At 38.7% G+C, this 26472-nt stretch carries 22 protein-coding genes; 14 read left to right on the top strand and 8 right to left on the bottom strand.

Annotated features, from left to right (window positions below):
* Positions 1–218: 218 nt before the first annotated feature.
* On the bottom strand, positions 219–2090 hold the full coding sequence (locus VB620_RS03680; protein ID WP_323194779.1) for a serine/threonine protein kinase: 1872 nt from the start codon (positions 2088–2090) through the stop codon (positions 219–221).
* 164 nt (positions 2091–2254) lie between these two features.
* On the opposite strand from VB620_RS03680, the gene VB620_RS03675 reads away from it, so the two are divergent.
* Entirely contained in the window at positions 2255–2743 is a 489-nt protein-coding gene (locus VB620_RS03675) for a hypothetical protein (RefSeq protein ID WP_323194778.1), read from the top strand.
* A 31-nt stretch (positions 2744–2774) separates the two neighbouring features.
* Here VB620_RS03675 and VB620_RS03670 read toward each other — a convergent pair whose 3' ends face one another.
* Positions 2775–4310 carry a dolichyl-phosphate-mannose--protein mannosyltransferase gene (locus VB620_RS03670; protein WP_323194777.1) on the bottom strand — a complete coding sequence of 512 codons (1536 nt, stop codon included), beginning with the start codon at positions 4308–4310 and terminating at the stop codon, positions 2775–2777.
* A 232-nt stretch (positions 4311–4542) separates the two neighbouring features.
* Here VB620_RS03670 and VB620_RS03665 point away from each other — a divergent pair, with 232 nt between their 5' ends.
* Positions 4543–5085, top strand: coding sequence for an NUDIX hydrolase (locus VB620_RS03665; RefSeq protein WP_323194776.1), 543 nt, complete (start codon positions 4543–4545; stop codon positions 5083–5085).
* 148 nt (positions 5086–5233) lie between these two features.
* Here VB620_RS03665 and VB620_RS03660 read toward each other — a convergent pair whose 3' ends face one another.
* On the bottom strand, positions 5234–6067 hold the full coding sequence (locus tag VB620_RS03660) for a DNA adenine methylase (RefSeq protein ID WP_323194775.1): 834 nt from the start codon (positions 6065–6067) through the stop codon (positions 5234–5236).
* 158 nt (positions 6068–6225) lie between these two features.
* On the opposite strand from VB620_RS03660, the gene VB620_RS03655 reads away from it, so the two are divergent.
* From VB620_RS03655 to VB620_RS03645, 3 genes are all read left to right on the top strand, one after another.
* Complete coding sequence (locus tag VB620_RS03655) at positions 6226–6432, top strand: DUF751 family protein (protein WP_323194774.1); 207 nt, start codon at positions 6226–6228, stop codon at positions 6430–6432.
* 124 nt (positions 6433–6556) lie between these two features.
* Positions 6557–6970: a 30S ribosome-binding factor RbfA gene (gene rbfA, locus VB620_RS03650; protein WP_323194773.1), complete on the top strand. Its 414-nt coding sequence runs from the start codon at positions 6557–6559 to the stop codon at positions 6968–6970.
* Positions 6971–7594: 624 nt separating this feature from the next.
* Positions 7595–7840 (top strand): DUF4327 family protein, encoded by a 246-nt coding sequence (locus tag VB620_RS03645; protein ID WP_323194772.1) that lies wholly within the window; start codon positions 7595–7597, stop codon positions 7838–7840.
* Between the two features lie 289 nt (positions 7841–8129).
* On the opposite strand, the gene VB620_RS03640 is transcribed toward VB620_RS03645, so the two are convergent.
* Positions 8130–8483, bottom strand: a complete 354-nt coding sequence (locus VB620_RS03640) for a hypothetical protein (protein ID WP_323194771.1) — start codon at positions 8481–8483, stop codon at positions 8130–8132.
* A 335-nt stretch (positions 8484–8818) separates the two neighbouring features.
* Here VB620_RS03640 and VB620_RS03635 point away from each other — a divergent pair, with 335 nt between their 5' ends.
* The 4 genes from VB620_RS03635 (at position 8819) to VB620_RS03620 (ending at position 14820) form a co-directional block, all read left to right on the top strand.
* Complete coding sequence (locus VB620_RS03635) at positions 8819–9706, top strand: cation diffusion facilitator family transporter (protein WP_323194770.1); 888 nt, start codon at positions 8819–8821, stop codon at positions 9704–9706.
* A gap of 779 nt (positions 9707–10485) precedes the next feature.
* Complete coding sequence (locus VB620_RS03630) at positions 10486–12756, top strand: ATP-binding protein (RefSeq protein ID WP_323194789.1); 2271 nt, start codon at positions 10486–10488, stop codon at positions 12754–12756.
* Positions 12757–12847: 91 nt separating this feature from the next.
* Complete coding sequence (locus VB620_RS03625; RefSeq protein WP_323194769.1) at positions 12848–13303, top strand: response regulator; 456 nt, start codon at positions 12848–12850, stop codon at positions 13301–13303.
* A 2-nt stretch (positions 13304–13305) separates the two neighbouring features.
* On the top strand, positions 13306–14820 hold the full coding sequence (locus VB620_RS03620; protein ID WP_323194768.1) for a hybrid sensor histidine kinase/response regulator: 1515 nt from the start codon (positions 13306–13308) through the stop codon (positions 14818–14820).
* A 1-nt stretch (position 14821) separates the two neighbouring features.
* Here VB620_RS03620 and VB620_RS20830 read toward each other — a convergent pair whose 3' ends face one another.
* Positions 14822–14926 (bottom strand): DUF4282 domain-containing protein, encoded by a 105-nt coding sequence (locus VB620_RS20830; RefSeq protein ID WP_407674179.1) that lies wholly within the window; start codon positions 14924–14926, stop codon positions 14822–14824.
* 200 nt (positions 14927–15126) lie between these two features.
* Between VB620_RS20830 and VB620_RS03615 the strand changes: the two genes are divergently transcribed.
* Complete coding sequence (locus VB620_RS03615) at positions 15127–16794, top strand: bifunctional lysylphosphatidylglycerol flippase/synthetase MprF (protein WP_323194767.1); 1668 nt, start codon at positions 15127–15129, stop codon at positions 16792–16794.
* A gap of 76 nt (positions 16795–16870) precedes the next feature.
* Here VB620_RS03615 and VB620_RS03610 read toward each other — a convergent pair whose 3' ends face one another.
* Both VB620_RS03610 and VB620_RS03605 read right to left on the bottom strand, forming a co-directional pair.
* Positions 16871–18076, bottom strand: coding sequence for a 4-Cys prefix domain-containing protein (locus VB620_RS03610; RefSeq protein WP_323194766.1), 1206 nt, complete (start codon positions 18074–18076; stop codon positions 16871–16873).
* Positions 18060–18911, bottom strand: coding sequence for an alpha/beta fold hydrolase (locus VB620_RS03605; protein WP_323194765.1), 852 nt, complete (start codon positions 18909–18911; stop codon positions 18060–18062). Before VB620_RS03605 ends, VB620_RS03610 begins: the two co-directional genes overlap by 17 nt.
* Before the next feature lie 523 nt (positions 18912–19434).
* Here VB620_RS03605 and glgX point away from each other — a divergent pair.
* The 4 genes from glgX (at position 19435) to VB620_RS03585 (ending at position 25102) form a co-directional block, all read left to right on the top strand.
* The gene (glgX, locus tag VB620_RS03600) at positions 19435–21585 is read left to right on the top strand and encodes a glycogen debranching protein GlgX (RefSeq protein ID WP_323194764.1); all 2151 of its coding nucleotides are present in this window, start codon (positions 19435–19437) and stop codon (positions 21583–21585) included.
* Between the two features lie 785 nt (positions 21586–22370).
* Entirely contained in the window at positions 22371–23057 is a 687-nt protein-coding gene (locus tag VB620_RS03595; protein ID WP_323194763.1) for an HAD family hydrolase, read from the top strand.
* Between the two features lie 315 nt (positions 23058–23372).
* The gene (locus tag VB620_RS03590) at positions 23373–24191 is read left to right on the top strand and encodes a class I SAM-dependent methyltransferase (protein ID WP_323194762.1); all 819 of its coding nucleotides are present in this window, start codon (positions 23373–23375) and stop codon (positions 24189–24191) included.
* Between the two features lie 176 nt (positions 24192–24367).
* Entirely contained in the window at positions 24368–25102 is a 735-nt protein-coding gene (locus VB620_RS03585) for an FkbM family methyltransferase (RefSeq protein WP_323194761.1), read from the top strand.
* Between the two features lie 171 nt (positions 25103–25273).
* Here VB620_RS03585 and VB620_RS03580 read toward each other — a convergent pair whose 3' ends face one another.
* The gene (locus VB620_RS03580) at positions 25274–26404 is read right to left on the bottom strand and encodes a Gfo/Idh/MocA family protein (protein WP_323194760.1); all 1131 of its coding nucleotides are present in this window, start codon (positions 26402–26404) and stop codon (positions 25274–25276) included.
* Positions 26405–26472 lie beyond the last annotated feature (68 nt).

Here is a 26472-nt window from a genome sequence, read left to right as displayed (position 1 = left end):
ACGAGATATTTGTGGAGTATTGCATGGAAAAAAATCGTACTCAAAATGATGTACTCAGAGAATTAATGAGAAAATTAAAGAAAAGCCGTCCTAGAAGGACGGGGCTTTAAACCCAGTTTTTTGGTAACAGCTTTCTATGGGAACCAAAGCAAAGCACTGGCTCCCATAGGATCATTTGTGTGTATACAGTAGACCAAAAGGAAGAAAGTAAACAAATATTATTCTTCTGTGGGTGGTTCCCCATTACCAGCATTCATCTCTGTAGTAGATGCTGGTTCAGCATCCGGAATTTTTGATGGAGACTTATCCGAAGAATCTCCTTCAGGTGATGACTGTTTTTCTAGATTTTTATCTGCTTCTTGAAATAAAGATTGGATTTTATTGCGCCAGTATTTAGTATCGGGCAACCTTTCCGAATGGTTTTTATAATCTAAAACTTTGTCCCATTCACCGTCGTCTATAGCCTGATTGATGTCATTAAAGACCTCCTCGGCCTTAGCCCAATCTTTTTGCCACTGATTAATCATCCCTACTGTTTCTCTCAAGCCAACAGAAGCATGACCAGGAATAGACCGTAATAGAGAAATTGCTGCTTGTAAATCTCCTGATTCATACTTTTCTTTAGCTTCTTCTATAATTTTTTCAGTATCATCACTAGACTGTGATGGATTTGGTGTCTCTATAACTTCTGGCGTAGGTTCTGGCTGCGGCTGAGGAATAGGTCGTGAGGTAATCAAATTACTATCATTTACTGTGTTAATAGCAATGCCTTTGTCTCTGAGGCAAGCCACCCACTGTTGATTATTAGTAATTACATCTCTGTGCGCCCAAGCCAAACGACCAGAGTTTAATTTAACTTCTACCCAACCTCGTTGTGTGCGCTTGCCGGTGACTTCAAAGCCAGTATTATTACCAATAGTTTGCAAAATATTATCAGAATTAATCGAGGTAGGCTCAGAACGGACATTAGAATTACCAGCGACCACCGCCGAGCAGTTAGCGGTGGTATTATTCGCTCTATTAATCGCTAAATTCCTGACATTGGGATAGACATTTGTCGCTAAAACCGCAGATCCAGTCGCTAAAAATAAACCAATTAAAAATGGCCACGGGTCGGACTTGTGAGATTCTTGATGGACTGGTTTAGCAACGACGGGATTTACTGGCGCAACTGCAACGGTTTTTTGTGAGGATACTTGAGATAAAGACCTCTTAGGTTGATAGTGATGATTATAAAAGGGTGGTGCAGGTGTGGCATTCAGTACAGGGCTAACTGTGCTTATACAAGCTTTTAGTGCTTCTGTGGCGCTTTGGTAGCGGTCTTTGAAGTGATAATGCACCATTTTAGTAAGCAGCGTTGCCAAGGGATAGTTTACGTCTGCTAAATCCTGCCACAGGAGTTCCCCAGTGTTCGGGTCTTCTGGTAATTCTACCGCCGCTACTCCCGTGAGGGCGGCAATGGCAATCATACCCAAGGAATAAATATCACTGTTGGGGCGGGGTTTACCTTGCCCTTGTTCTGTGGGCATATAGCCTGGAGTCCCAATGGCAACTGTAGCTGAAGGTGGCGCTCCCACGCTGACCATTGGTAATCTTAACTGCTTAACTGCCCCAAAATCTACTAACACTAATTTTTGATCACAGGCGCGACGGATAATATTATCTGGCTTAATGTCGCGGTGAATTACGCCTTGGCTGTGAACAAATTCGAGGATTTCCAGGACTCCTTGCAAGAGTTCCATGACTTGGTTTTCATGCCAACGCTGACCGGGTATGAGTTCCTCAGCTAGGGTGTGTCCGGCTATATATTCTTGTACTAAATAAAATTCTTGGTTTTCATCAAAGTAAGCCAGTAGCCGGGGTATCTGGTCATGATTCCCTAAGTTTTCTAAGGTTTCGGCTTCGCTGTGAAATAAGCGTTTGGCTGTGTCAAAAACTCTGGGATCGGAAGTTGCAGGCTTCAGGTGCTTGACGACGCAGATAGGGTTCCCTGGCCGCCTGGTATCTTGGGCGATATAGGTTTGACCAAATCCCCCTTGAGCGAGGACTTGGATAATTTGGTAACGATTGTCTAGTAGCTTGCCGATCATATTTTCCCCTCAGAGTTATTACCTGATTTTTCTGCTGGTAATAAGTATCTCCAAATTTTATGTCATGAAATCCGCTATCTTGGGATAAAGATTTAAACTAAAAAATTAGCGTTTCTATTAATTTAGACTGTTTATTTGTCATTTAGTGTTCCCTTTTACTGCCAATGCCACCTAGAATAACTAATCAACTCACATGGCAACAGGCCGAACTCCTGATGCAACCTGCGTTTATTCGTGTTGTCGATCATATTCGCAAGCATCTTGATGGGTGTAGTTGGAAGGGAAGTTACCACGATGTTTTGATTTGGCCAGCTAATACCAGTGATGATGTTAAAGCTGTGGTGACTCAGTTATTGCAAGATATGGAAACTGCAACCTCAGCAGAGGGTGACGAAATTCGCGCTACTCTTGCTGATCTACCAATGCCCCATCCAGGATATCATTTGCTTTTGCAACGTCAACAGCATGAGGTAAGTATAGATTTGTGGGAAATTTGTTATCAAGTGTGTTTTTTAAATTACTCTGCTGTGAGTGAAGTTGCAAATATTGATCCTAGTTTAATTGATCAGGCGGGTGAGGTGGATTGGCAGTCCTTGGAGGAGAAGACTAGGGATTTAGTGGGCGAGGTGTTTGCTAATTTACCAGAGGATTGAAACTGAACAGGATACTCACCAGACAAGATGTTTAAATCCAACTGCTGAACCACATTCTGATTTTAAAACCTTCAGGGGATAGGGGTAAACCTAAATATACAGGCATCCAAAAAATGAAGGCTGCAATAATTATGAAGGTTATGGTTACTCCTACTGCCCGAATTTGGCGATAATAACTATGAAGACACTGATCAACAAACCAGGCGATCGCCATAAATGCAAATACCACAGCACACATATAATGGTAGATAAAAACGCATCTGGTGACTTTAACCCAAGGTAATAAGTTAGCAGCGTAATTTAAAACTAAGTATAGGGCAATTCCAGTATTAACAGTCAGATTTGCAGGTAAAGAATACCGCTTTTGTGGAAATGCTGGAATCACCAGTTGTAATAACAGCATTATTGCTAAAAACACAATAGCGGCGACACCGAACCACCATAAAAAAGGATTCCCCATTGCGTGGACATCATAAATGATTTTTCCGGTTTCAGTAGGTAAATCCGGCTGCAATAGCGATAATGGTTGATGAATACTTTCGGCTGTTCGATAATAATAGGCAATTGGTCGATTCATTAACGGCCATTTATACCATGCTGCACAGTAAGGATGGACATCTGCACTGTTTCCACCCATCTGGAGGTGAAAACTCAAAATTCTCTGATGTACGGCTATAAATCCATATCTTCTATCTAGTTGGAGATGAGGAATCCAGATGATGCTGTAGACTATAGCTGGGATAATTCCCAAATAGAATAGCATTTGGAATATATTGATTTGCGTCAGTTTTTGTAGTGGTGTCTGAAGGAAATTTTCTGGGGATGATTTATTTTTATTAACCCATTTGTCAGACCATGCGCTCAAAAATATCTGGGTTTGTCTGATGAATGTTGCTGGTGATATTAAGGTAATTCTGGTATCAGGAAAAGATTGGATTGTCTGAATGAGATAAGCTGATGTCCAAATTAAATATGCACCGAATAAAAACCATAAGCCATTCCATTTAGTGGCAACTGATGCGCCAAAATTGATGCCGGAAAGGACTAAATACCAATAACGTTGCTGATTTTGGCTATTTAAGGCTAGGAGTAAAAACAATTGACCTAATAAGCCAAATATGACAATATAAATATTATTTAAAGCATAACGAGATTCAACTAAAAATAAACCATCGCAAGCTGTAAATAAACCTGCTAGTAAGGCAAAACTACGCCGATGATTTAATTGATAGGCAATGGCTGCGACGATGACAGGAATAAATGAGCCTGTGAGGGCATTTAACCAACGATAACTCCAAGGCGATCGCATTGAACCTGTAAGTTCATTTACTGTATCTTTTCCAAAGGGAAGATGACTACCAATCCAGATGCCAATACTGATGATATATTGACTCAGGGGCGGATGGGCATTAAAAAATGGTGTCTGGGTGAGATAGTTATTACCAAATTTGGCAAAGTAAACTTCATCAAATACGAGAGTATTAAATCGCTCTAATCCCCAAAAACGTAAGGACAGCGATATCAAAAATATGCTTAATAGCCCAATTCGGAACCAGTTTTTAGTCATTTGTCAATAGTTTATACCAAATTAAGATGAAGCTGCATAGAACAATTGAAAGTGGATGAACGGAGATGAATTAATGGATTTCATAATTCTGTGCAGCCTTACATGAAATTGGTATTAGCTGCCTATATATAGCAATCTTAACCAATTGTGAGAAAATAACGAAGAGGCAAGAAAGTCTAGTTTGTAACTAAATCGAGAGAGTAACTATCTGGATGCGATCGCAATCAACTTTATGAAACAATCAGAGGAGTGGCAAGTCAAGAATCAGTTTTTGGAATTACGCTCGAAATGGCTGACTGTGATTGGTGAATATCTGAAAGATAATCAGGGTCAAATATTAGAATATTGGCGTGTTGAAAAAGCTGATTCAGTGGTCGTATTACCGATTCAGAATAATTCAGTGATTCTCCCACCACCTAGCTATCGTCCCGGAGTCGGGAAATTAACTCTCGACTTTCCTGGTGGTCGTGTGCGCGATGGTGAATCTCCCGAATTTGCAGTTTCAGATATTTTATTGCGGGAACTGGGAATTAGTGAAAAGAATATTAGCAAAATTTCAGCCCTAAATACTCAAGGTTGGATGGTAAACAGTTCTTTTTCTAATCAGAAACTTTATGGTTTTGTAGCTGAAATTCAACCTAATCCGGAAATTGACCCAGAATATATTGGGGCAGTTTACCCAATCAATAGTAATTGTATTAATGACTTACTTAAAAATCTTCATTGTTTACAATGTCGTGCTATTTTTATGCAGTGGTGGTTAAGTAATTTTTAGTTTTTACTAGCACTTTTGTTAGTCAATTTTATCATAAAAAAATGTGAGTTCTCCTTTGCTAAGTATAGCAACTCTGACGGGGCTGTGAGTACAAAGATAGATAATTCAAACCTCATAATTAGAGGAAAATAATGATTTTATATTATCATCAATTTTCATAGGAAGTAACTAAGACTTCGGTGATTTTTCCTCTTTTTTTAGCATTGGCATTAATAGACCTATTAGCTGATATTGGATGAATTTTAAAGTCTCTATAAAGTTCACGAATAAATTCACAATCTGAATTAGACAACATAACTTTGACTCCACGCTGGGCTAGTTCTGCAAATATATCTCTGAGTTTTAATTGTTGATTCTCAGCGAAACAATAGCTACTATAGGCTGTGAAATAGCTAGTTTGACTTACAGGATAGTATGGGGGATCAAAATAAACAAAATCATCACTACTATAGGCATAAGTGAGGATGCTTGTAAAATCTGCTTGTTTAATTTCTGCGGTGGAAAGCTGGTCAGAAGCGGCTCTGAGGATATTTTCAGGACAAATATTAGGATTTTTATATCTTCCTAATGGGACATTAAATTTTCCCTGAGAATTAACTCGATAAAGTCCATTAAAACAAGTTTTATTCAGATAAAGAAGACGAGCTGCTTTTTGGATATCATTACCTTCTGGATTGGCTCTGATATGATAGTAATAATCTTTGCTATGCTGGTTTTGATGTTCTTGTAACAAAGCGATTAATTCTTCAACATGATCTCTAACACAACGATAAGTATTAATTAATTCGGCATTAATATCAGTTAATCTAGCGGCTGGGGGGTGAAGATAGAAAAAAATTGCTCCACCACCTAAAAATGGCTCGTAGTAAGTTGTATAGTGCTTGGGAAAATAGTCAATATATTGTGTGATTAACCGACTTTTACCCCCCGCCCATTTTAAAAAGGGACGAGGGAAAGTTTCTTTGGAGATTTGACCTAGCATTTATTTGCAGTTGTACTAAAAAACTGAGCTATTAAATATAACAAATATAGCTGCCAAAGCATATTTTATGGGAGTTGAGTAATTTTCGGGCTACATAGATTACAATTGGATAGATATGACAGCAAATGTAATCGTATAATAGGGCAGTCTAAATTCAAATGTTTGACGGATTTTGGGATAACGTTTTTCGCTACCCCCGCTACTTCATTACTATCCTCTTAGGGGTGTTTCTGAACTCGATTGAGCCTTTAATGCCACTGTTAAAACGCCCGATAACCTTGATGGCTCTGTTGGGTTTCTTGGTGGGTAGCCTTGTGTTTGTGAGTCTCACTCTCCGGGCGATGCTGGGCTTGAGTGCAGTCTAAGCTGAAGCTAGAAGGGTTTGGATCTGTAGCCATTAGCTATGGGAATGGAGTGCGTTAATCTCTGTTTTCCCCAATTGATTTATATAATTTATGTTGTACAACCTCTGTGAGGAGGCAGGATTTTATGGCTACTAATCGCCGCATTTCCCGCGTTGCTGAGTTGATTAAACGGGAAGTTAGCCAAATGCTACTCCACGGTATTAAGGATGATCGTGTGGGTACGGGAATGGTGAGTGTTACTTTTGTGGATGTTTCGGGTGATCTCCAACACGCCAAGGTCTACGTGAGTATTTATGGTACAGATGAGGCGAAGTCAGAAACAATGGCTGGGTTAAAGTCAGCAACGGGTTTTGTTCGCAGCGAATTAGGTTCACGAGTCAGGCTACGTCGTACCCCAGAAGTGATTTTTATTGAGGATGATTCGATTGAACGGGGTACTAAGGTGCTATCGCTGTTGAATAAGTTGGAGTATGAGCGATCGCCTGAAAATTTAACAGCAGGGGATAATAGCGATGAGGGTGATGAATTTTTAGAATAGCTAAGTTGAGCAAAATTCACTCCCAGGGAATTAGCTAAACAGCTGACAGACGTGATCTGATCTCGTCTGTTCTTATCTAACTATAAACAGTTACAAGGCAGTGATAATCACACTCATTGACCAGTGTCTCAAAGTCTAGCCTTGGGAATATAGCAGGGAGCAGGGGGAAGCCTTGAAACTCTTTAATTACAATGGTTTTATGATCCGTTTGTGTCCTAACCACCTTGGCGGTTGCTATAAATACCAAAATCAGAGAATTGGAGGTGTAATGTAATTATTTTTGAGATGATTTACATAATTTATGATATGATTTCCAGGCATAAATTAGGCTGAAAATCAACGGCAGCAAGACCTTGAGATATGTTGAAGATAAATCAAACTATCTCGCTAGTAAGTTAAGTTAACTACACTAGGAACAGAAATTACGGGAAGTTTTTTTTATTAGTCAGGATTTGTTGACATTCTTAACATTTCTTTAGATAATTTGAATGTGTATAGCGTCAAAATAAAATCAGTTCCGTATAGCAAACTACAAAATCCTAGCCACAAGTCTAATCGTTGTCATGTTTGTTCCTAGCATTTAATGGGAACACTATCTACTTGTAAACTTTGTGAGTAAAAACCATGAGTGTGAATACGGTGCCTTCTATCAAATATTCTTCTTACTATTCTTTGGATGTAATCCAAGATGAAGCACGCCGATTGGTGGAAAGGGGAATGGTCAGTAGGCAACAGCCAATATATACCCTCTGCCAATACATCCCAGCGAGAGAATGGGTTTGTGTGGAATGTGAGTTAGAAAAATGCGACTTTTTATTACGCGATCGCATTGGCGATCTAATTGGTCGTGAACAATGGGAAAACGACTAAAGAGTATGTGATTCGGGTTTGTCCCATAAGTGACTGCTGAACCCAGAAGAGGATATTGCTGACAATTTATGTTCACCAAAGGATAGTAGGAAGAACACGTGAGCAATTGTTAGCATTTTTGGCTCGGATAATCTCTAGCTTTGATACATATTTCCACATCCAGAATCTTAGTTTTCTCATAGCGTCGAAGTATTAAAATCTGATTTATATCCGTCTTGATCCATTGAATATCTGAATGTAGATTTGCTAATCGGGGTAGCTTAAGAGATTAAACTGCCCCGTTAATTTTTTATTCCACTTGCTCTAAATACTGGTTAACGTCTTCAATCAAGCGCGTCAGTTCAGCTTCTGTAGTTAAGCGGAGGTTGAGATTGCGGATAGTCAGCAAGACTTTAGCAGCAAAGGGGGTCGGCCAAATATTGGGATTACAAAAAACTTCTACAAATACCTCCCCAGTGTGGCGATATTCCAGAGGAGGCTGAGGAGTAACTTTACCGCCGCCAGGAGTGGGTTTATTAGCGACAGCTTTGAGACTGGTCATTAATTGATCCGTTGCTGCCTTTAATTCCCTTGCTGCTGCGGGTGAAAAACTGAAGGAGACAGAACCCTCAACTAGATTCAGTGTCAGAAGAGTTGAAGACATGAGTTATTTGTGAAGACTTACTGATAATTACTTATGTTACCGGAAATTGACGCGGAGACTTTCTCGGCTATTAGGCAAATTTTTAGCTGGTGATGTGAAAAAGTTTATACCAAAAATTACGGTGATTAATGATAATAATCTGCTGTGATGATGATAGCGATCGCGTGGATCTATCAGGGTTATAGAGAATTTTAATTAGAAATTATCTCACTAAAGCAATAAAAAAATAGAGTTTACAGACAGATATAATTCTGACTGCGTAAGACTTTGATACACTTAATCTGAGTTTTTAGTTTTACATTAGTAGTCATGACAACAAATTAAAAATATGTTTTATGACTTACGACAACCGCCGCGAAGTACGAAAGGTTTTAATTATCACCCTATTACTGAACCTGTTAGTGATTGGATTGAAAGGATTTTTGGGGTATGTGACAGGTTCTTTAAGTTTGTCAGCTGATGCTTTGCATAGTATTACTGATGGGGCAAACAATATTTTAGGATTAATTGCGATTAAATATTCTGCCCCCGAACCAGATATGGAACATCCTTACGGACACCAGAAATTTGAAGCTATGGGGGCTTTAGGGATTGCGGCTTTTTTAGCCATAGCTTGCTGGCAAATTCTCCAAGGTGCTGTTGAACGGATAATTCATGGTGGTGAACCTGTAAACATATCACCTGTGGAGTTGTGGCTATTGCTGATTGTCCTGGGTGTAAATATTTTTGTGGCGTTTTATGAACGTGGTGTAGGTAAGCGGGTAGGTAGCCCCATTCTAATTGCTGATGCGGCACATACCATGAGTGATATTTGGGTAACTATGACTGTAGTTGGGGGTTTGATCGGGGTTTGGCTAGGTTATCAATGGCTGGATGTGGTGTTAGCTTTTCCTGTGGCTTTGTTGGTGTTTTGGACTGGTTTATCAGTGGTGAAAAGTAATTTACCTTGGCTGGTAGATCAAATGGCGATCGCACCAGAAACAATTCATGCGATCGCTACTGCTGTTCCCGGAGTAATTAACTGTCATGACATCGCTTCACGGGGTGTCCTGGGTCGCCAAGTCTTCATCGAAATGCACTTAATAGTAGAAGCAGCAGATGTGGAAACCGCCCATCTGATTACCGAAGAAGTAGAAAGGCGACTAGAACAACGTTTTAGTCCCGTGAGGATTTTAATTCATATCGAGCCACCAACATACCAATCTGAGCAAATTAGTTATTGACCGAAAATAATGGGATACAAGCCCCGTCACTTCGACAAGTGTTACAGTGAGCCTGTCGAACTGCTCAGTGCATCGCCTTCTAGGACGGCTTTATGTTAAAATTTGGGCATAGTCGCCATAGGGCATTGGGAGACTTTAAACGGACATGGAGGGACGATAAGACCACTTGTGGCGTGTTCCAGCGAAGTGTCAAGGAATCCTCGCTTCTTTAGGACGAGGAGGTATGTCAAATTGCCCAAATTCACCAAACTCATCACTTTAACCAGTAACTCTTTTGGGTCAACTGGTTTAGCTAAATCAATCTGAAAACTAGCCTCCAAAGCACGCATTCGATATTAGTGTAGGAAAAGTTCTGATTATTTGTAATAAAGTCATGGGCAATTTTAGTGCGATCGCAGCTTTTTTCCACTAAAAAACTATCTTCAGCTACTCCTTCACTAGCAATTTGGCTGAAATTTTTAGTCACTTAAAATATAGAAGGCTTGAGATATCGAGAATATTTGTAAAACGTAACATTAATTAATGTTATTTCAACTTTATTTACATGAGTATAAATAGCGATTTCTGCGAAAATATAGCAATTTTAGATTAATTGTGAACTGCGAATACAGACAGGTATAACTCGTTAGCATAAATCCTATCAATTATCTCTCGACTATAGTTATGCTGGGAATAAGGACTATCTGACTATTAAGAGTGTTTGACAAAATTCAAGAAACTGCTGTGTGAAAATATTAAAGGATGTTTACCAATTACTTAATAATCACCAGAACTTAAACGTGAGTACCAATAATATTACAATACCTACCAAAATTGACATCAGTAACTGTAATCAAGAGCCAATTCATATTCCTGGTTCTATTCAACCACATGGAGTTATGTTTGCTCTAAAAGAATCAGATTTAACTATTCTGCAAGTTAGCAATAATACATTTGATTTCTTTGGTTTAAACCCAGAAGAATTACTTAATCAAAAGTTAAACTTTTTACTAGAATCAGAACAAATAAATCTACTACAAGATGCTCTAAAACAAGAAAATTTACTCATATTTAACCCAATTGAAATAAATATACATTCTGGAAATAAATCTCTCAAATATGATGGTATTCTTCACCGTATTGATGGAGTTTTAATTTTAGAATTAGAACCAAAAAATCCAGAAAAAAGTTATATTTTCCGGAAATTATATAATCTTATTAAATTAGCAATTACCAAACTAAAATATACTTATAGTTTAGCAGAAATAGGTAAAATATTAGTAACAGAAGTCAAGACAATTACTGGTTTTGATAGAGTAATGCTCTATCGATTTGATCAAGATTGGCATGGCACTGTTATTGCTGAAGAAAAGCCAGAATACCTAATACCTTATTTAGGATTAAGTTATCCAGCTTCTGATATTCCCGCCCAAGCCAGAAAACTCTATAGCCAAAACTGGATCAGATTAATACCCAATGTCCACTATCAACCTGCGGCAATTATACCAACCAATAATCCTTTAACTGACGCACCTCTAGATTTGAGCCAGTCAGTATTACGAAGTGTTTCGCCTTTACACATTGAGTATATGCAAAATATGGGCGTAACAGCATCCATGTCAATTTCCATTATGAAAGATGGAAACCTCTGGGGACTCATATCTTGTCATCATCAATCTCCAAAATATATTCCCTACGAAATTCGTAACGCCTGTGAACTTTTGGGGGAAATTATATCTTTAGAAATAGCGGCTAAAGAAGATAGTGAATATATAGAAGATAAGATAAATTTAAAATCTTGTCACTCCAAGTTAGTGGAGTATATGTCATTAGAAAATAACTTCATTGATGGTTTAATTAATAAACAACCAAATCTACTGAATCTAGTAAATGCTGAAGGTGCATCTGTGTGTTTTCGGGGAGAATATTTCACAGTAGGGAAAACTCCTACACAACAGGATATTCAAGATTTAGTGGAATGGATAAACCAGAACCAAGAGGGGGAAATTTTCTACACTGATTCGCTCTCTCAAGTTTACCCAGAGGGGGAAAAACTGCGGGATGTGGCTAGCGGTTTGATAGCACTTTCCATTTCCAAAAGTCAAAAAAACTATGTTTTATGGTTTCGCCCAGAAGTAGTGCAAACTGTGGATTGGGGAGGGAATCCTCATAAACCTGTAAAAGTGAAGGAAAATGGTAATATTAGCCTATCACCCCGGAAATCCTTTGATTTATGGAAAGAAACAGTTCTATTAAAATCTCAGCCGTGGAAATCATATCAAGTCAATGCAGCCCTAGAGTTGAGAAGTGCAATTATTGGCATAGTGCTGCGGAAAGCCGATGAAATAGCGCAGCTAAATATAGAACTAGAACGCAGTAATGATGAATTAGATGCCTTTGCTTATATAGCTTCTCATGATTTAAAAGAACCACTGCGGGGTATTCACAATTACTCTAACTTCTTGATGGAAGATTACGGTGACATAATTAATGAAGAAGGCAGAACTAAATTAAAAACATTGATTCGTTTGACGCAGCGCATGGATGATTTAATTGATTCGCTGCTGCATTTTTCGCGGTTGGGAAGAGTAGATATTTCCATGCAACCCACAGATTTAAATAGTCTCGTGCATCGCAGTTTAGACTTATTAACCGCCCGCATTGAGGAGATGAATATAGATATTCGGATTCCTCGACCACTACCAACAGTGTATTGCGATCGCATCCAAGTTGGCGAACTCTTTAATAATTTAATTACTAACTCGATTAAATACAATGATAAACCCGAAAAATGGATTTCCATTGGTTATATAGATGAACCACCATTACCAATCACATTCTACATCCGAGATAATGGCATTGGTATTCCAGAGAAACACTTTGAAGCAATTTTTAGAATTTTCAAACGACTACACGCACCCAGTAAATATGGCGGAGGAACTGGGGCGGGTTTGACTATCGCCAAAAAAATAGTAGAACGACATGGAGGGAAAATTTGGGTAGACTCAATCTACAGTGAAGGCAGCACATTTTATTTCACATTGCAGGGAATAAACCAAAATGTTTTCTAATATACTAGTTAGTAGTATAGGAATTTGCTAATTTGTTTTTTGTTCTGACTTCCTTGATAGTTTTCATTTTATAAAAATTTTAATAAACACCATGATAGGTAATTTTGCCAAACCTTTATTAGTAATTGAAGATAGTGATGAAGACTTTGAAGCCTTGAGTCGAATCATGAAAAAACAAGCTGTGATCAATCCTATTTTTCGCTGTAGAGATGGGGATGATGGACTAGACTTTATTTACCACACCGGGACTTACAGTAATAGCCAAAAATTTCCTCGTCCCGCCCTCATTTTACTCGACCTCAATTTACCGGGAACGGATGGACGAGAAGTCTTAAAACAAATAAAGGAAGATCAAGACTTAAAATATATTCCTGTAGTTGTATTTACCACATCATCTAATCCTAAAGATATTGAAATATGTTATCGCCATTATGTAGCGAGTTATATGTTGAAACCAATTGATATGAATAGATTAGTGGAAACTATTCAGACTTTCATCACTTATTGGTTAGATATCGTCATCCTCCCCGATGCTGTTAACAATTAGTTATGGTGCAACCGCTTACTGTTTTAATTGTCGATGATAGTCCTGAAGACCGCTTGGCTTATCGTCGTTATTTACTACAAGACCAAGAATACAGTTACAAAATTTTGGAAGAAGAATCGGGAGAAGGAGCGTTGACATTATGTCGGCAGTTTCAGCCTGATGCAATTTTATTAGATTTCTTGCTGCCAGACTTGGATGGTTTGGAATTTATAGCGCAATTAAAACAGCAATCAGAACATCACATACCAGCCGTAATTATGTTAACTGGTTATGGTAATGAAACTGTGGCGGTACTAGCAATGAAAAGTGGTGTCCAAGACTATTTAGTTAAAGGACAAACTACAGGGGAGCGTTTGCGCTCAACTATACGTTCAGCAATTAAAAATATTCATTTGAGTCGGGAGTTGCAACGTAGTGAGGAACGCTACCGTTATTTATCTAATGCCATCCCGCAGATGGTTTGGATTGCTAATATTAATGGTGAATATGAGTATGTAAATCAACGATGGTGTGAATTTACTGGCCAAAGTATTGAGATGGGAATGGGGATGGGTTGGACAAAAGTTATACATCCAGATGATATTCAAATAGTCATAGACGCATGGATGCAGTCCTTGCAGACCGGAGAACCTTATGAACAGGAACTGCGCTACAGAAAATTCGACGGCGGCTATCGTTGGCATTTAGCAAGGGCTGTGCCGATGAAGAATGAGCAAGGAAATATTATTAAGTGGTTTGGGAGTAGCACTAATATAGACCATCGCAAGCACTTGGAAGCGGAACGAGATCGACTATTGCATATGGAACAAATCGCCCGTGAGACAGCTGAGACTGCTAATAAAAGTAAAGATGAGTTTGTTGCTATGGTATCTCATGATTTGCGATCGCCACTGAATGCCATTTTGGGTTGGGCGAAATTACTACGGACTCGAAAACTAGATCCTGATACCATCCGCAACGCTCTAGAAACTATTGAACGCAATGCGGAATCTCAGGCGAAACTCCTAGAAGACCTACTGAATATGTCCCGCATCCTCCGGGGTAAGTTACAATTAGAAGTCTACCCAGTCAATCTAGTCAGTATTATCAAGGAGGCTGTTGAAACAGCTTACCCTTCTGCTGATGTTCAGGACATTGATTTAGAATGCATAATTGAAGAACCTATTCCCCCAATTATGGGTGATGCTTACCGTCTGCTACAAGTTTTAGGTAATTTACTTTCTAACGCCATTAAATTCACCCCACCCAGTGGAAAGGTAAAAGTGCAACTGGCAAAAATTGATCAGTCTTCAGTATTAATTCAAGTTAGTGATACAGGTATTGGTATCGACCCAGAATTTCTGCCTTACGTGTTTGAAAGGTATCGTCAAGCCGATTTTACTAAGAAAAAAAGTGGCTTAGGACTAGGTTTAGCGATCGCTCGTCATTTAGTAGAATTACACGGAGGTACTATCGCCGCACATAGCCCAGGAAAAGGACTAGGAACTACTTTTACCATCAAGTTACCTTGTAAATAATTTAAGGATTTCTCAAACTTTCTGTATTCTCAGCTGTGCGAAACGCCACAATAAAGTCCTCTAATCCTACTCTGATTAATACCACGTAGAATAACAGTGTAGTTATTAATATTAAATATTATTCATAATACTTAAAATAGTTCAGAATTTCAAAAGCTTTCTCTGTGTTTGGCTTGCTATTGTTTACTTTTTTGGGACAATCAAAAACCAACTGCGGCACTATAGCTTAATTTGCATTCAAACCAGCTTGAAATTAAACTCCCTCCGCGACACAATAAAAGAATTAAACAAAGTGAGGAAAAGCAATTGCTCAATAAACGTCAACAGATTGGACTGTGGACATCCTCTATTTTAACCGCCATAGTAGGTATTGTTAACTTAATATCTGCGGTTACTCCCAATTTACCCAAACGCACAGAATTAATAGCGCAATTTGTCCCTTTTGAAATTCGGGCAAGTGGTCATTTTTTTGCAGCAATTGCTGGATTTATACTGTTAACTCTAGCAGCTAATTTATTACGCCGCAAGCGAGTAGCTTGGTTGCTAACCATAGGACTGCTAATTGTATCTATTATTAGCCATTTAATCAAAGGATTAGACTTTGAAGAAAGTCTCCTGGCTGGAGTCTTGCTATGTCAACTTATTTTCATGCGTCCTATTTTCACAGCACAATCAGACCGTCCTTCTATCACCCAAGGAATCCAAGTTTTGATGGCTGCATTGCTGTTTACCCTAACTTACGGTACTGTTGGTTTCTTCCTGCTAGATAGACAATACACAGTTAATTTTGACCTACCACAAGCATTGCTGCAAACGTTGTCCATGTTTTTCACAGCCGATAATTCCGGGTTAGAACCAACAACGCGGTTTGGGAAATTTTTCGCTGACTCAATATATTTTATAGGGGCTTCCACATTAGGTTATGCTTTATTCATGCTCTTACGTCCGGTTTTATTGAGAAATCCGGCTTTAGAAGTAGAAAGAGAACGAGCCAAAGAAATTTTAGAACAATATGGAAAATCTTCCTTAGCAAGATTCACTCTCTTCGATGATAAAAATTATTATTTCAGTCCCTCTGGGAAAAGTTTTATTGCTTACGTAGCAAAAGGTAGAGGTGCAATAGCTTTAGGTGATCCCATTGGACCGGTTGAAGAAAGGCAAGAAATAATTATTGGGTTTCAACTATTTTGTGAAAAAAATGATTGGTATCCCGCATATTACCAAACTTTACCAGATGATTTAGATATCTATAAATCTTTAGGCTACCATACTGTTCAAATTGGTGAAGAAGCAATTATTGATCTACATAATTTTACTCTTCAAGGTAAAGCTAATCAAAACTTAAGAAATGCTCTCAATCGGCTGAACAAGTCGGGTCATCAAGTTAAATTTTATCAACCACCCATTGCCAATGAATTATTAAAAGAATTGAAATCAGTAAGTGATGAATGGCTGAAAATGATGCAAGGAGCCGAGAAAAAGTTTTCTGTTGGTTGGTTTGATAATTCCTACTTGCGTGAATGCAAAATTATCGCTGTATATAGTCCACAAGGAACAATTAGTGCTTTTGCAAATGTAATCTCAGAGTATCAGAAAAATGAAATTACTATCGACTTGATGCGAAGACATACAGAAATTGAGAAAGGGACAATGGAATTTTTATTTATCTCAATGTTTCAGCACTTCCAGCAAATGAAATATGATAGTTTCAATTTAGGATTATCTGCACTTTCTGGAGTTGGTGAAACCCCAGATTCTCCGAGATTGGAGAAAGGATTAAAATATCTCTACGAACACTTAAATAAGTTTTATAATTTTAAGGGTTTGCATACATTTAAGGACAAATTTAGTCCTCGTTGGGAACCTCGTTACCTAGTGTATTCCAATTTAGCTGCACTACCCGATATCGTCGTGGCCTTAGTAAGAGCAGATTCCGGAGATAGATTACTAGATTATTTTAAACCAGGTGCTTAAAAGATGTTTTCACAGCAGAGATATATTCCCAGAATCGTGGATATATAGGGTTATAAAGATATAATATTTACTATGATTAATCACTAACTATAGTAATAAAATCTTTAACCGACCCCAAAGAATAATCTTGTAACTTAAAATCAGCAAAAGGTTTATTTTCTAACCTATCCCGTAAAGCCTCATCAAGAATTACACCTGCTGCTGCTTCCTTCACACCAATAATCATCACACTTCCTTGGTATGCAGTGATATTTTGATTTTCCTGACAATTACTCCTTTGAAACTGACCCAGATTTAATAAGCGATAGCCTTCAACACTGGGTGTATTGCTAAATAACCTACTTGCTAAACCTTGAATTTGCCGAGAGCGCTCCAAAGCTAGGCGCTGTTCAACTGCTGGATTACCACAACCAGCCATACCCACAGCGATAATTTCACTAGGTTCTGCCATGATTTGTTGAATCCCGGCTTGGTCTAACTTCAACTTTAAAACCTCAAGACTAATAATTTGATCACGATATTTAATTTGAAAATTACTCCCAGCCAACCATTTATATTTAACTGATAAAACAGCTACATTAAACTGAGCAACTTTACCTTGACTATCTCTACCTTCCTGATATGAAAAGTAATCGACATTACCTTTTTTTTGTGGTGATTGCGTTGATGTAGACCAACTAATAAACTGAGGAGAAAGTGTTGCTAAAGCTGTCAAACTCAGTAAACCTAAAGCAGCTAACAGCGCCGTAAATAGAGATATTAGAGGTACTTTTTCAGCATTCTTGGGCGCATGGAGAAAACTGACATGAGTTTGAGAAGTATTGACTACATTTTTCGGAATAAATTGTTTTAACCAGTCCACAGATGCTGCGGGAGAAATCAGAGCATTTTGCTGCTGTAACCAAGCATTTAACTGAGGCTGGTCAATTTTTTCCATCATAATGCAGTGGAGAATTAAACCATTTCTAGTTTGATACTGAAAATACCCTAAAAATTGAGGAATGTCTTGATGATTGAGATATTCTAAAAGTGATGCTTCTTGGCAAAACATTTCTATTGCTTCGGCATCCTTTGATAACTCTTGATTCAGTACCTTGAGAATTTTGGGTGTATTTTGTTCATCAGCTGCATAGACTTTGCTAAAACCATTTTGATCACTCAATAAACTAATCACCCGATAACGTCCAAGTAACTCCAATGGAGAACCACAACTTTTACAAAAACGGTCTTGACTATCTGGGTAATCAGGTTGGGGACAAACTGGATTAATACAAAGACTCATGATCAAATTCTGCTAAAAATGTCGCTATAGTTTGGTTGAATGCTTCAGGTTCAGTTAAAAATGGCCAATGATTACCAGGAACCTGTAACAAGCGGAAATTTTTCAGGTGAGTTTTATACGGTTGAATTTGCCAATTTTGCCGATTTAGACCTTTTTCTGGCTGAATGAATAAACTAGGAGTATCAACAGGTTGAATAAAACCAGGAACACGTATTACGTCGTCAAAAATTCCATCACGGGCGGCGATCGTAAATTTACTCCCCCAGGTCCCATCTGGTTTTTGTTCAATTCCGGCTTGAAATACTTGCTGTTGTAAGCTAGTCCAGCCCTCATATTGCTTTAACTGACGGGCTTGTGCTTCCGCTTCTGCGTAACTAGCAAAGGGACCCATACCTTTGAGGAAAGATAAGACACGGTACAACAGGGGGAAGGTTAACCGGAATAAACTGGGCATTTTCCAGATAAAGATGGGGTCAACCAAAACCATGCTGCGTAAGCGTTCTGGATTTTGTCTAGCCCAGATAGCGGCGAGTTTACCAGTCCATGAGTGACTGACAACGTGTGCAGAAGTCCATCCCAGATCATCCATTAGGGCTTCTAAGTCCGCGATCGCACTACCAAAGCTATAATCATCTTCTGGCTTGCTACTTTCACCATGACCACGCATATCCGGCGCAACTATGTGATAATTTGTCGCTAGGTTATCTCCCAAGCTAGACCAAACCAGAGCATTATCAGCTAAACCATGTAACAGCAGTAAAGGTTCTTCACCTTGGTTCCACTCTAAATAGGAAAGTTGAATATCAGGTGTTGATAACGTTTTACGTAAAGGCATTATGATCAATATTGATAAGATAATTACCAATTTATATTAATTCTCTGTAGACTAGCTATACAAAGAATTAATTAGCCACAAATAATTGTAGCTAAGAGATGCCAAAATAGATATTTTATTTGATTTTTTTAGATTTAGAAATGTAATGATGTAACATAGCGAAAAACATCAGTAGATAACTAGCATAAATCGCTATACTGAAAGTCACAAAACTAGAAAACTTAAAACTGTTAATTAAATTAATCATCAGTAAACTAAAAATTATACTAGCTAGAAAAGCTAATAAATCCTTATTCAAAATTACCTCCTAAATATTACTAATTATCAATAATTTTATTCATACTTAATTATCCATATAAATACCGTAAATAATGTTATCTGATAACATATTTTCCCGTTAATTTAGATTAGTTTAATAAATTTACTCAAAATATAGGTAAATAAAAAACTGGTGTTGCTCTAGTTCCTCACTTAGTCCCATACTGAAATAACTATATTTCTGCCCTCAAGGAAGCTTAAAAATATGTATCTTTCTCTATGGCCTGGTAAACCCTATCCTTTAGGAGCAACTTGGGATGGTAAAGGCACTAACTTTGCGCTGTTTTCCGAAAACGCTACAGGAGTTGAATTATGTCTATTTGACAAGCAAAATAGAGAAACTAGAGTCACCCTCACAGAAGTTAGTAACTTTACTTGGCATTGCTACGTACCCGCCATTGTCCCTGGGCAACGATATGGATTTAGGGTACACGGCCCCTTTAACCCCCAGGAAGGACACCGCTTTAACCCCAATAAACTGCTCATAGACCCCTACGCCAAGGCACTTGACGGCGAAATCGGTTTTGGGGAAGAAATATTTGGCTATCGTTGGGATGATCCTGAACAGGACTTAGGATTTTCGGAACTGGATGACGCACACCTCGTACCTAAAGCCGTAGTGGTGGATGAATCCTTTGATTGGGAAGGGGATAAACTGCTACAAACCCCTTGGCACGAAACAGTAATTTATGAAGCCCACGTTAAAGGTTTTACCAAACTGCACACAGAAATTCCTTATAAGTTGCGGGGAACCTATGCTGGACTAGCTCATCCGGCTAGCATTTCTCATCTGCAATCTTTGGGTGTGACAGCTGTGGAATTAATGCCCGTCCATCATTATCTGGCATACCCGCGACACCTGGTAGATACGGGACTGAGAAATTATTGGGGTTATGACTCTATTTGTTATCTCGCTCCCTACACTGGCTATAGTGCTAATGCTGGTCATGGACAGCAGGTGAAAGAGTTTAAGCAAATGGTTAAAGCACTACACAAAGCCGGAATTGAGGTGATTTTAGATGTAGTTTACAACCATACTGGGGAAGGCGATAATTTAGGGCCGACCTTATCTCTGCGGGGTATAGATAATTCTTCTTATTATCGGCTAGTGGATGGTAACGCCCGTTTTTATATGGATTTTACTGGCTGCGGTAATTCTTTAAATGTCCGCCATCCCCAGGTGCTGAAACTGATTATGGATAGTCTGCGTTACTGGGTGCTGGAAATGCACGTCGATGGTTTCCGCTTTGACTTGGCCTCGGCACTGGCGCGAGAACTTTACGCAGTTGACAGACTGGCGGCTTTCTTTGATATTATTCATCAGGACCCGGTTTTAGCTGACGTAAAGTTGATTGCTGAACCCTGGGATGTGGGGGAAGGCGGCTATCAAGTGGGTGAATTTCCTTTGCTGTGGTCGGAATGGAATGGCAGATATAGGGACACTGTGCGCGACTTTTGGCGGGGTGAAGATAGTCGTTTAGCAGAGTTCGCTTATCGGTTTACTGGTAGTTCTGACTTGTATCAGTTAAACGGACGGAATCCCAGTGCTAGTATTAATTTTATCACAGCCCATGATGGTTTTACTCTGAATGATTTAGTTAGTTACAACCACAAGCACAATGAGGCCAATCAGGAAAACAGTCGGGATGGGGAAAATCATAATCGCTCTTGGAACTGTGGTGTAGAAGGGGAAACTGATGATCCGGTAGTCCGCAAGTTACGGAAGCAGCAACGGCGGAACTTTCTGGCTACTCTACTGCTTTCCCAAGGTGTACCAATGTTGGTGATGGGGGATGAAATGGGGCGGACTCAAGGAGGTAACAATAACGCCTACTGTCAAGATAATCAAGTTTCTTGGTTAGATTGGGATTTACCAGAGGAAAATGAGGCGTTGTTAGATTTCACCCGTCAGCTGATTGATTTTCGCCGCAAGCATCCGGTTTTCCGCAGACGTAAGTGGTTCCAAGGTAGGGCGATTCACGGTTCTGGGGTGCATGATATTGGTTGGTTTAATCCCGATGGTCAGCAGATGACGGAAGAACAGTGGAATGAAGGTTTTACTAAGGCTATTGGAATATTTCTGAATGGTGAAGAAATTGCTACTCCTGGCCCACGGGGTGAACGGATTATGGATGATTGTTTTTTGTGGTGTTTTAATGCTCACCATGAAATGTTAGAGTTCTCTATTCCCCAAGGGTTACAGAGTTGGGAGTGGTTGACGATTATTGACACGACTAAGCCACGCTTTGTACAACGGGGCAAACGGTATATTGATGATACGCCAATTTCAGTGGCTGGGCGATCGCTTGTGGTTTTAAAGCGTTTAGGTAGGACTTTAGTTGAGGATGAAGAATAGTTAACTTATGTGACAGTCGGGGTTGAAATCCCCGATTATTTCAAATTGGTAAATGATGATATATTGTCTCTGATGATTCGATTAATCCGGTCATAAAAGGTGACATCCAAACTAATAAACCAGAATTTTTAACTAATAGCGATGTCATGTTAAGGTAAGATAAAATAATCAAATTTCCTCCAATTAAATCAACAAGTGGTGTGTAAAAATCAACTAAGTTCTGCATCTTGACAAGTTTAGTCAAACCAATTCATGAGAGATGAATATCTAGATACTGTTCTCTCATTTCTGATTCAGGTAAACTCGGACAGCTACTGAAAAATCTCTTTAGTAGAGTCAATATATATTTGAGTCGTTTCCCAAGGATAGATTCTGCAATGCTTGGGCTTGAAGCCGAGAAGGTTCTCCTAAGTTCTTTGCCAGGCTAGACTATATCTATTACCTGAGCGTTCTATTTTATAGCTTTAGCAAGTGAGAAAAAGCTAAAATTACAGATAGTCAACTCATCTGCATTTCTATATTTTCTGTCTGCGATAAATTGTATTAAGATACACGAAGTGTTTGATGCCAATGACCAGAAAGGGTCAAGCAAAAATTTAGACAGGAAAATCAAGTAAGATTAATTTTTCTGACTATATAATAAGTATATCAATAAAATCGTTGACAGCACAGCAATTTCAGAATTTTTTTTGATTTTAATTTTTACCTGGAGCAGAAAATCAGTTTATTCCTGGGTGAAAACATAGTTAAATAGTTAATTGTTGACAAGCATCAAGGTATTGAATGTGTTATCAATTTACCGAGCCGTCATTTTTGATATGGATGGTCTGCTGTTTGATACGGAAAGTATTGCTCGCTGGGCTTGGAAGCAAGCTCTAAAAAGTCATGGTTATCAGATGAGCGATGATTTATATCTGGAGTTCGTCGGGCGAGACTTGACATGGCGGGAAAAATTACTTAAAAAAATCTATGGTGACAGTCTGCCTTTTGAATCTGTGACTCTGCAACGCATCGAAATTGGTGATCAGCGAGAATTACAAGAAGGTCTACCCATGAAGCCAGGGGTATTAGATTTGCTTTATGGACTCAGTGACCTGGGTGTGATCATCGGATTAGCCACGGGGACGGGTAGAACTAGAGCGATGCGACGGTTAATAAATGCGGGAATTAATGAATATTTCAGTACAATTGTCACCAGTGAAGATGTGACGGCGGGTAAACCTGCACCAGATATTTTTTTGGAAGCTAGTCGCCGCTTGAATATTGATCCTGTGCAGTGCGTGGTTTTTGAAGATTCTTTTGTAGGTGTGGAAGCAGCTTTTAGGGCGGGGATGTGTCCAATTATGGTCCCGGATATTGAAGCACCTTCTGCGGAAATAAAAGGTTGGGCTTATCGAGTATTAGACTCTTTGGAGGAAACCAGGGAATTATTAGGAGAGTTATTTGGAGAACCGATTAAAAATTATCCCTAGTCATATTAGGTCAAATTGTGGCGACTACCTGAAACTTCTTTGTTGGGCTAAGTCTGCAATACTTTTTTATCCCAGGGTTCCTGACACTCACAATTATATATCACTAATCTGACATCTGCGTTTTCCTGAACCCTGGTAAGGAAAGGATATATAAGGTTTCTATATTTTTTGCAGATGTTAATCATATTGATGGACAAGGAGGTTATTCTTCCCGGCTCCATGTGTGTAAAGACTAGGCTGATAGAGAGGGGAGACAAATTAAGAAATTACAGAGTATACTCTAGTTAAAAGATTGAAGACTAAGGTAATTAACTTGTGGGCTATTTTGATACTCTCATTGATAAATTTGCGGAAGATCAGCAACTAGAAAAAGCATTTGGTCAACATATTCATTGGGGTTACTGGGAAAATCCTTCTCAATCCCAAGGTACTTTATTAGACTTTGGTATAGCTGCTAATAATCTCTCTAAAAAAGTGATTCAATTAAGTGAGATTAGTGATGGCGCTAGTATTTTAGATGTGGGTTGTGGTTTTGGTGGCACAATCAGTATGTTGAATAATGATTTTTCTCAATTAAATTTAGTGGGAGTAAATATTGATGAGGCGCAGGTAATTAGAGCGAGAGAAATTATTCAACCAAAAAATGATAATCGGGTTGAATTTGTTTGTGCTAATGCTTGTGAGTTACCGAAATTTCAGCATTTATTTGATTATGCGATCGCTCTTGAATGTATCTTTGCTTTTCCTAGTAGAGAAATTTTCTTTCAGGAAGTGAGGAAAAACCTCAAGCCAGGAGGCAAATTAATAGTAGTAGATTTCATTATTAATGAAAAAATAAATCGCCTTTGGCAACAATTGGAGAAACAAGTATTAAATCGTCTAATTACTGATACCTATGGATCAAAAGCCACCAATAATATCAAATTTATTGGTTTAAACGATTATAAAAATATTGGTAAAAAGACAGGATTTGCACTAGAAGAGGTAGTTAATATTAATAAAAATGTTCAGCCTACCTATTCAGTAATCAATAAGTTAATCGTGAATAGTTTTTATGATTGGGTTACAGCTACAGGGTTAGAGTATTTTAGTTTATTTGACCTGATTACCTATGAAATTCTATTATTCAAATAATCAACTCACTCGCAATTTATCTGAGGCTGTTATTCCTAAAACGGCTAAATCTTCTTTCATCTACCGTTAATCAGGTGCTTATTCTCACGACATCTCTGATATTAAATGTGTATCTTACATTAACTTGAGTCAAGCAGTAAATTTACCCCTTGCAAACCCTCTTAGATATAACCTTTATGTATTCATTGATTGAAAAAATAGAGTATCGCCTTAACAAGTTAGCTGGTCAGTTAAAGCTGAGAATCCGAGAAGTTAGTAAACCACAGGTTGTAGAAATTGGGGGTATTAAACTCCCCATTTCAGCCGATATTAGTCGAGGTCCGTTGGAAGCACTTTATGCTGGTTCTTATGAAGCTTCTGAGTTGAAAATTCTGCAAGCCAAATTAGAGCAAGATGATCGTGTGATGGAACTGGGAAGCGGTTTAGGTTTACTTTCTAGTTACTGCGCTCGTAAACTAGGTTCTGATAATGTATTTACCTATGAAGCAAATCCGGCCTTAGAATCATCGATCCGACAGACGTTTGCGTTAAATAATGTCAACCCCAATTTAAATATTTGTTTGTTGGGCGAAACTTCCGGAGAGCAAACTTTTTATGTTGGTAAAAGTTTTTGGTCTTCTTCTACTATTCAACGCCGTCCTGATGATCAAGTAATTCAGGTTCCTGTCGTTCCGTTCAATGAGGAAATTCAACGCATTGATCCAACTTTTCTAGTTATCGATATTGAGGGAGGTGAATATGAGTTATTGCAATATGCAAATTTACACAATGTCAGAAAAATTTGTATCGAACTTCATTCAAATATTCTAGGTTCAGAAAAGACTGAAGTTGTGAAAAATAAATTAGCTGAACAAGGTTTTCACATTGATCCAAAACAACGATATGTCAACGAATTATTTTTATCTCGTTAAGCTAGATTTAATGAGGTTATCAGATTTTAAGTCTCAAATAAAGTCTCATCCTATGGGTGGGGCTGTTTTTTTTCTAAGTAGGTATTCTCGTCGCTGGGGTAACTTGTACGGCTGATATGATGGGCGGCTGTTATCAAGAGACTTGTTCTTATTTACATAATCAGTTTATGTCTAATAATCTGTGAGGAATTTTTCTAGTTTGGGGACATCTATCCAGCTTGATGTTGTGTGAGATTTATGGGATAAATCCATTAATAATTGTGAATAAAGGCCTTCTCGTAAGGATGGGATGATTTGTTGGTGGTTTTCGATTCCTTGTACCCATTGGTCTACTACACGGATGAATGCAGAAATGCGACCGTCGGCGTGATTTTGGGGAAAGGCTAATCGGCTGGGTATTTCTATTTCTTGCTGGGGTTGACCAGGTTGAGAACCCCAAAGGCGAAATCCATGTATGTAATCTTTTTGATTTTCACTACCTAATGCTAGTGTACCGCGATCGCCATAAACTTCTACCCAATGTGTCCTAGATGCGTGAACTACGGCACTGATGGAAAGTTGGCAAGGTGTACCATCGGCTAATTCTAAGGATAGCAAACAGGTGTCGTCTGTGTTGACTGGTTTTAATTCTCCGTTAGTAGGGTCAATTCGTGCGGGAATGGCGGTACTCAGGTGGGCGTTTAATCTGCTAACTGGCCCAAATAGCCAGGATATATAATCAAAGGCGTGGGAACCTAATGACCCCAATGCACCACCTCCCTGGTCTGGAGATGAATACCAGTTCCAAGGGCGGGATGTGTCGGCGCGGGAGGAACCTAACCAATCAATTTTAATTAGGCGTTTTTTTCCTACATAGTTACTGGCTAATAATTCGGCGAATAATTGCCATCCTGGAATGAAGCGAAATTCAAAGTCTACTGTAGCAGTTACACCTTTTGCTTGCGCTAATTCATATAGTTCTTTAGCTTCTAAAACGTTTAGGGTTGTGGGTTTTTCTAATAATAAATGTTTGCCGGCTTGTAGCACTGCTTTAGCCATTTCATAGTGCAGAAATGGTGGTGTGGCTATACTCACGGCTTGCACTTCTGGTAATGCTAAGATGTCGTTGATATTGTCGCAAGCATGGGGGATATTATGTTTCTGGGCTATGGCTTGGGCTTTGTGAATATCTCGATGATAAATGGCGACTATTTCGGTGCGGTGGTGGGTTTTAAATCCGGGAATATGGACTTTTTGACCGAAGCCAGTACCTAGAATGGCAACACCAATTTTATTTTGATTTGTGGGGATTTGAGAAGGCATATTTTAATTAATTTAACTCACGCAAAGGCGCAAAGGCGCAAAGGAAAGATGGATTTTTGAGGTTGATA

Source organism: Nodularia harveyana UHCC-0300 (assembly GCF_034931085.1).
Taxonomy (GTDB): domain Bacteria; phylum Cyanobacteriota; class Cyanobacteriia; order Cyanobacteriales; family Nostocaceae; genus Nodularia; species Nodularia harveyana.
Note: the sequence above shows the minus strand (reverse complement) of the source record. Positions and strands in the feature narration are given on the sequence as shown.

Bases quoted from the DNA above. Each gene is read 5' to 3' on its own strand.
- VB620_RS03580 (WP_323194760.1), bottom strand. From the start codon at position 26,404: ATGCCTTCTCAAATCCCCACAAATCAAAATAAAATTGGTGTTGCCATT.
- VB620_RS03640 (WP_323194771.1), bottom strand. From the start codon at position 8,483: ATGTCTTCAACTCTTCTGACACTGAATCTAGTTGAGGGTTCTGTCTCC.
- VB620_RS03625 (WP_323194769.1), top strand. From the start codon at position 12,848: ATGATAGGTAATTTTGCCAAACCTTTATTAGTAATTGAAGATAGTGAT.
- VB620_RS03605 (WP_323194765.1), bottom strand. From the start codon at position 18,911: ATGCCTTTACGTAAAACGTTATCAACACCTGATATTCAACTTTCCTAT.
- VB620_RS03635 (WP_323194770.1), top strand. From the start codon at position 8,819: ATGACTTACGACAACCGCCGCGAAGTACGAAAGGTTTTAATTATCACC.
- VB620_RS03645 (WP_323194772.1), top strand. From the start codon at position 7,595: ATGAGTGTGAATACGGTGCCTTCTATCAAATATTCTTCTTACTATTCT.
- VB620_RS03620 (WP_323194768.1), top strand. From the start codon at position 13,306: ATGGTGCAACCGCTTACTGTTTTAATTGTCGATGATAGTCCTGAAGAC.
- VB620_RS03610 (WP_323194766.1), bottom strand. From the start codon at position 18,076: ATGAGTCTTTGTATTAATCCAGTTTGTCCCCAACCTGATTACCCAGAT.
- VB620_RS03665 (WP_323194776.1), top strand. From the start codon at position 4,543: ATGAAACAATCAGAGGAGTGGCAAGTCAAGAATCAGTTTTTGGAATTA.
- VB620_RS03675 (WP_323194778.1), top strand. From the start codon at position 2,255: ATGCCACCTAGAATAACTAATCAACTCACATGGCAACAGGCCGAACTC.
- VB620_RS03655 (WP_323194774.1), top strand. From the start codon at position 6,226: ATGTTTGACGGATTTTGGGATAACGTTTTTCGCTACCCCCGCTACTTC.
- VB620_RS03670 (WP_323194777.1), bottom strand. From the start codon at position 4,310: ATGACTAAAAACTGGTTCCGAATTGGGCTATTAAGCATATTTTTGATA.
- VB620_RS03680 (WP_323194779.1), bottom strand. From the start codon at position 2,090: ATGATCGGCAAGCTACTAGACAATCGTTACCAAATTATCCAAGTCCTC.
- glgX (WP_323194764.1), top strand. From the start codon at position 19,435: ATGTATCTTTCTCTATGGCCTGGTAAACCCTATCCTTTAGGAGCAACT.
- rbfA (WP_323194773.1), top strand. From the start codon at position 6,557: ATGGCTACTAATCGCCGCATTTCCCGCGTTGCTGAGTTGATTAAACGG.
- VB620_RS03660 (WP_323194775.1), bottom strand. From the start codon at position 6,067: ATGCTAGGTCAAATCTCCAAAGAAACTTTCCCTCGTCCCTTTTTAAAA.
- VB620_RS03585 (WP_323194761.1), top strand. From the start codon at position 24,368: ATGTATTCATTGATTGAAAAAATAGAGTATCGCCTTAACAAGTTAGCT.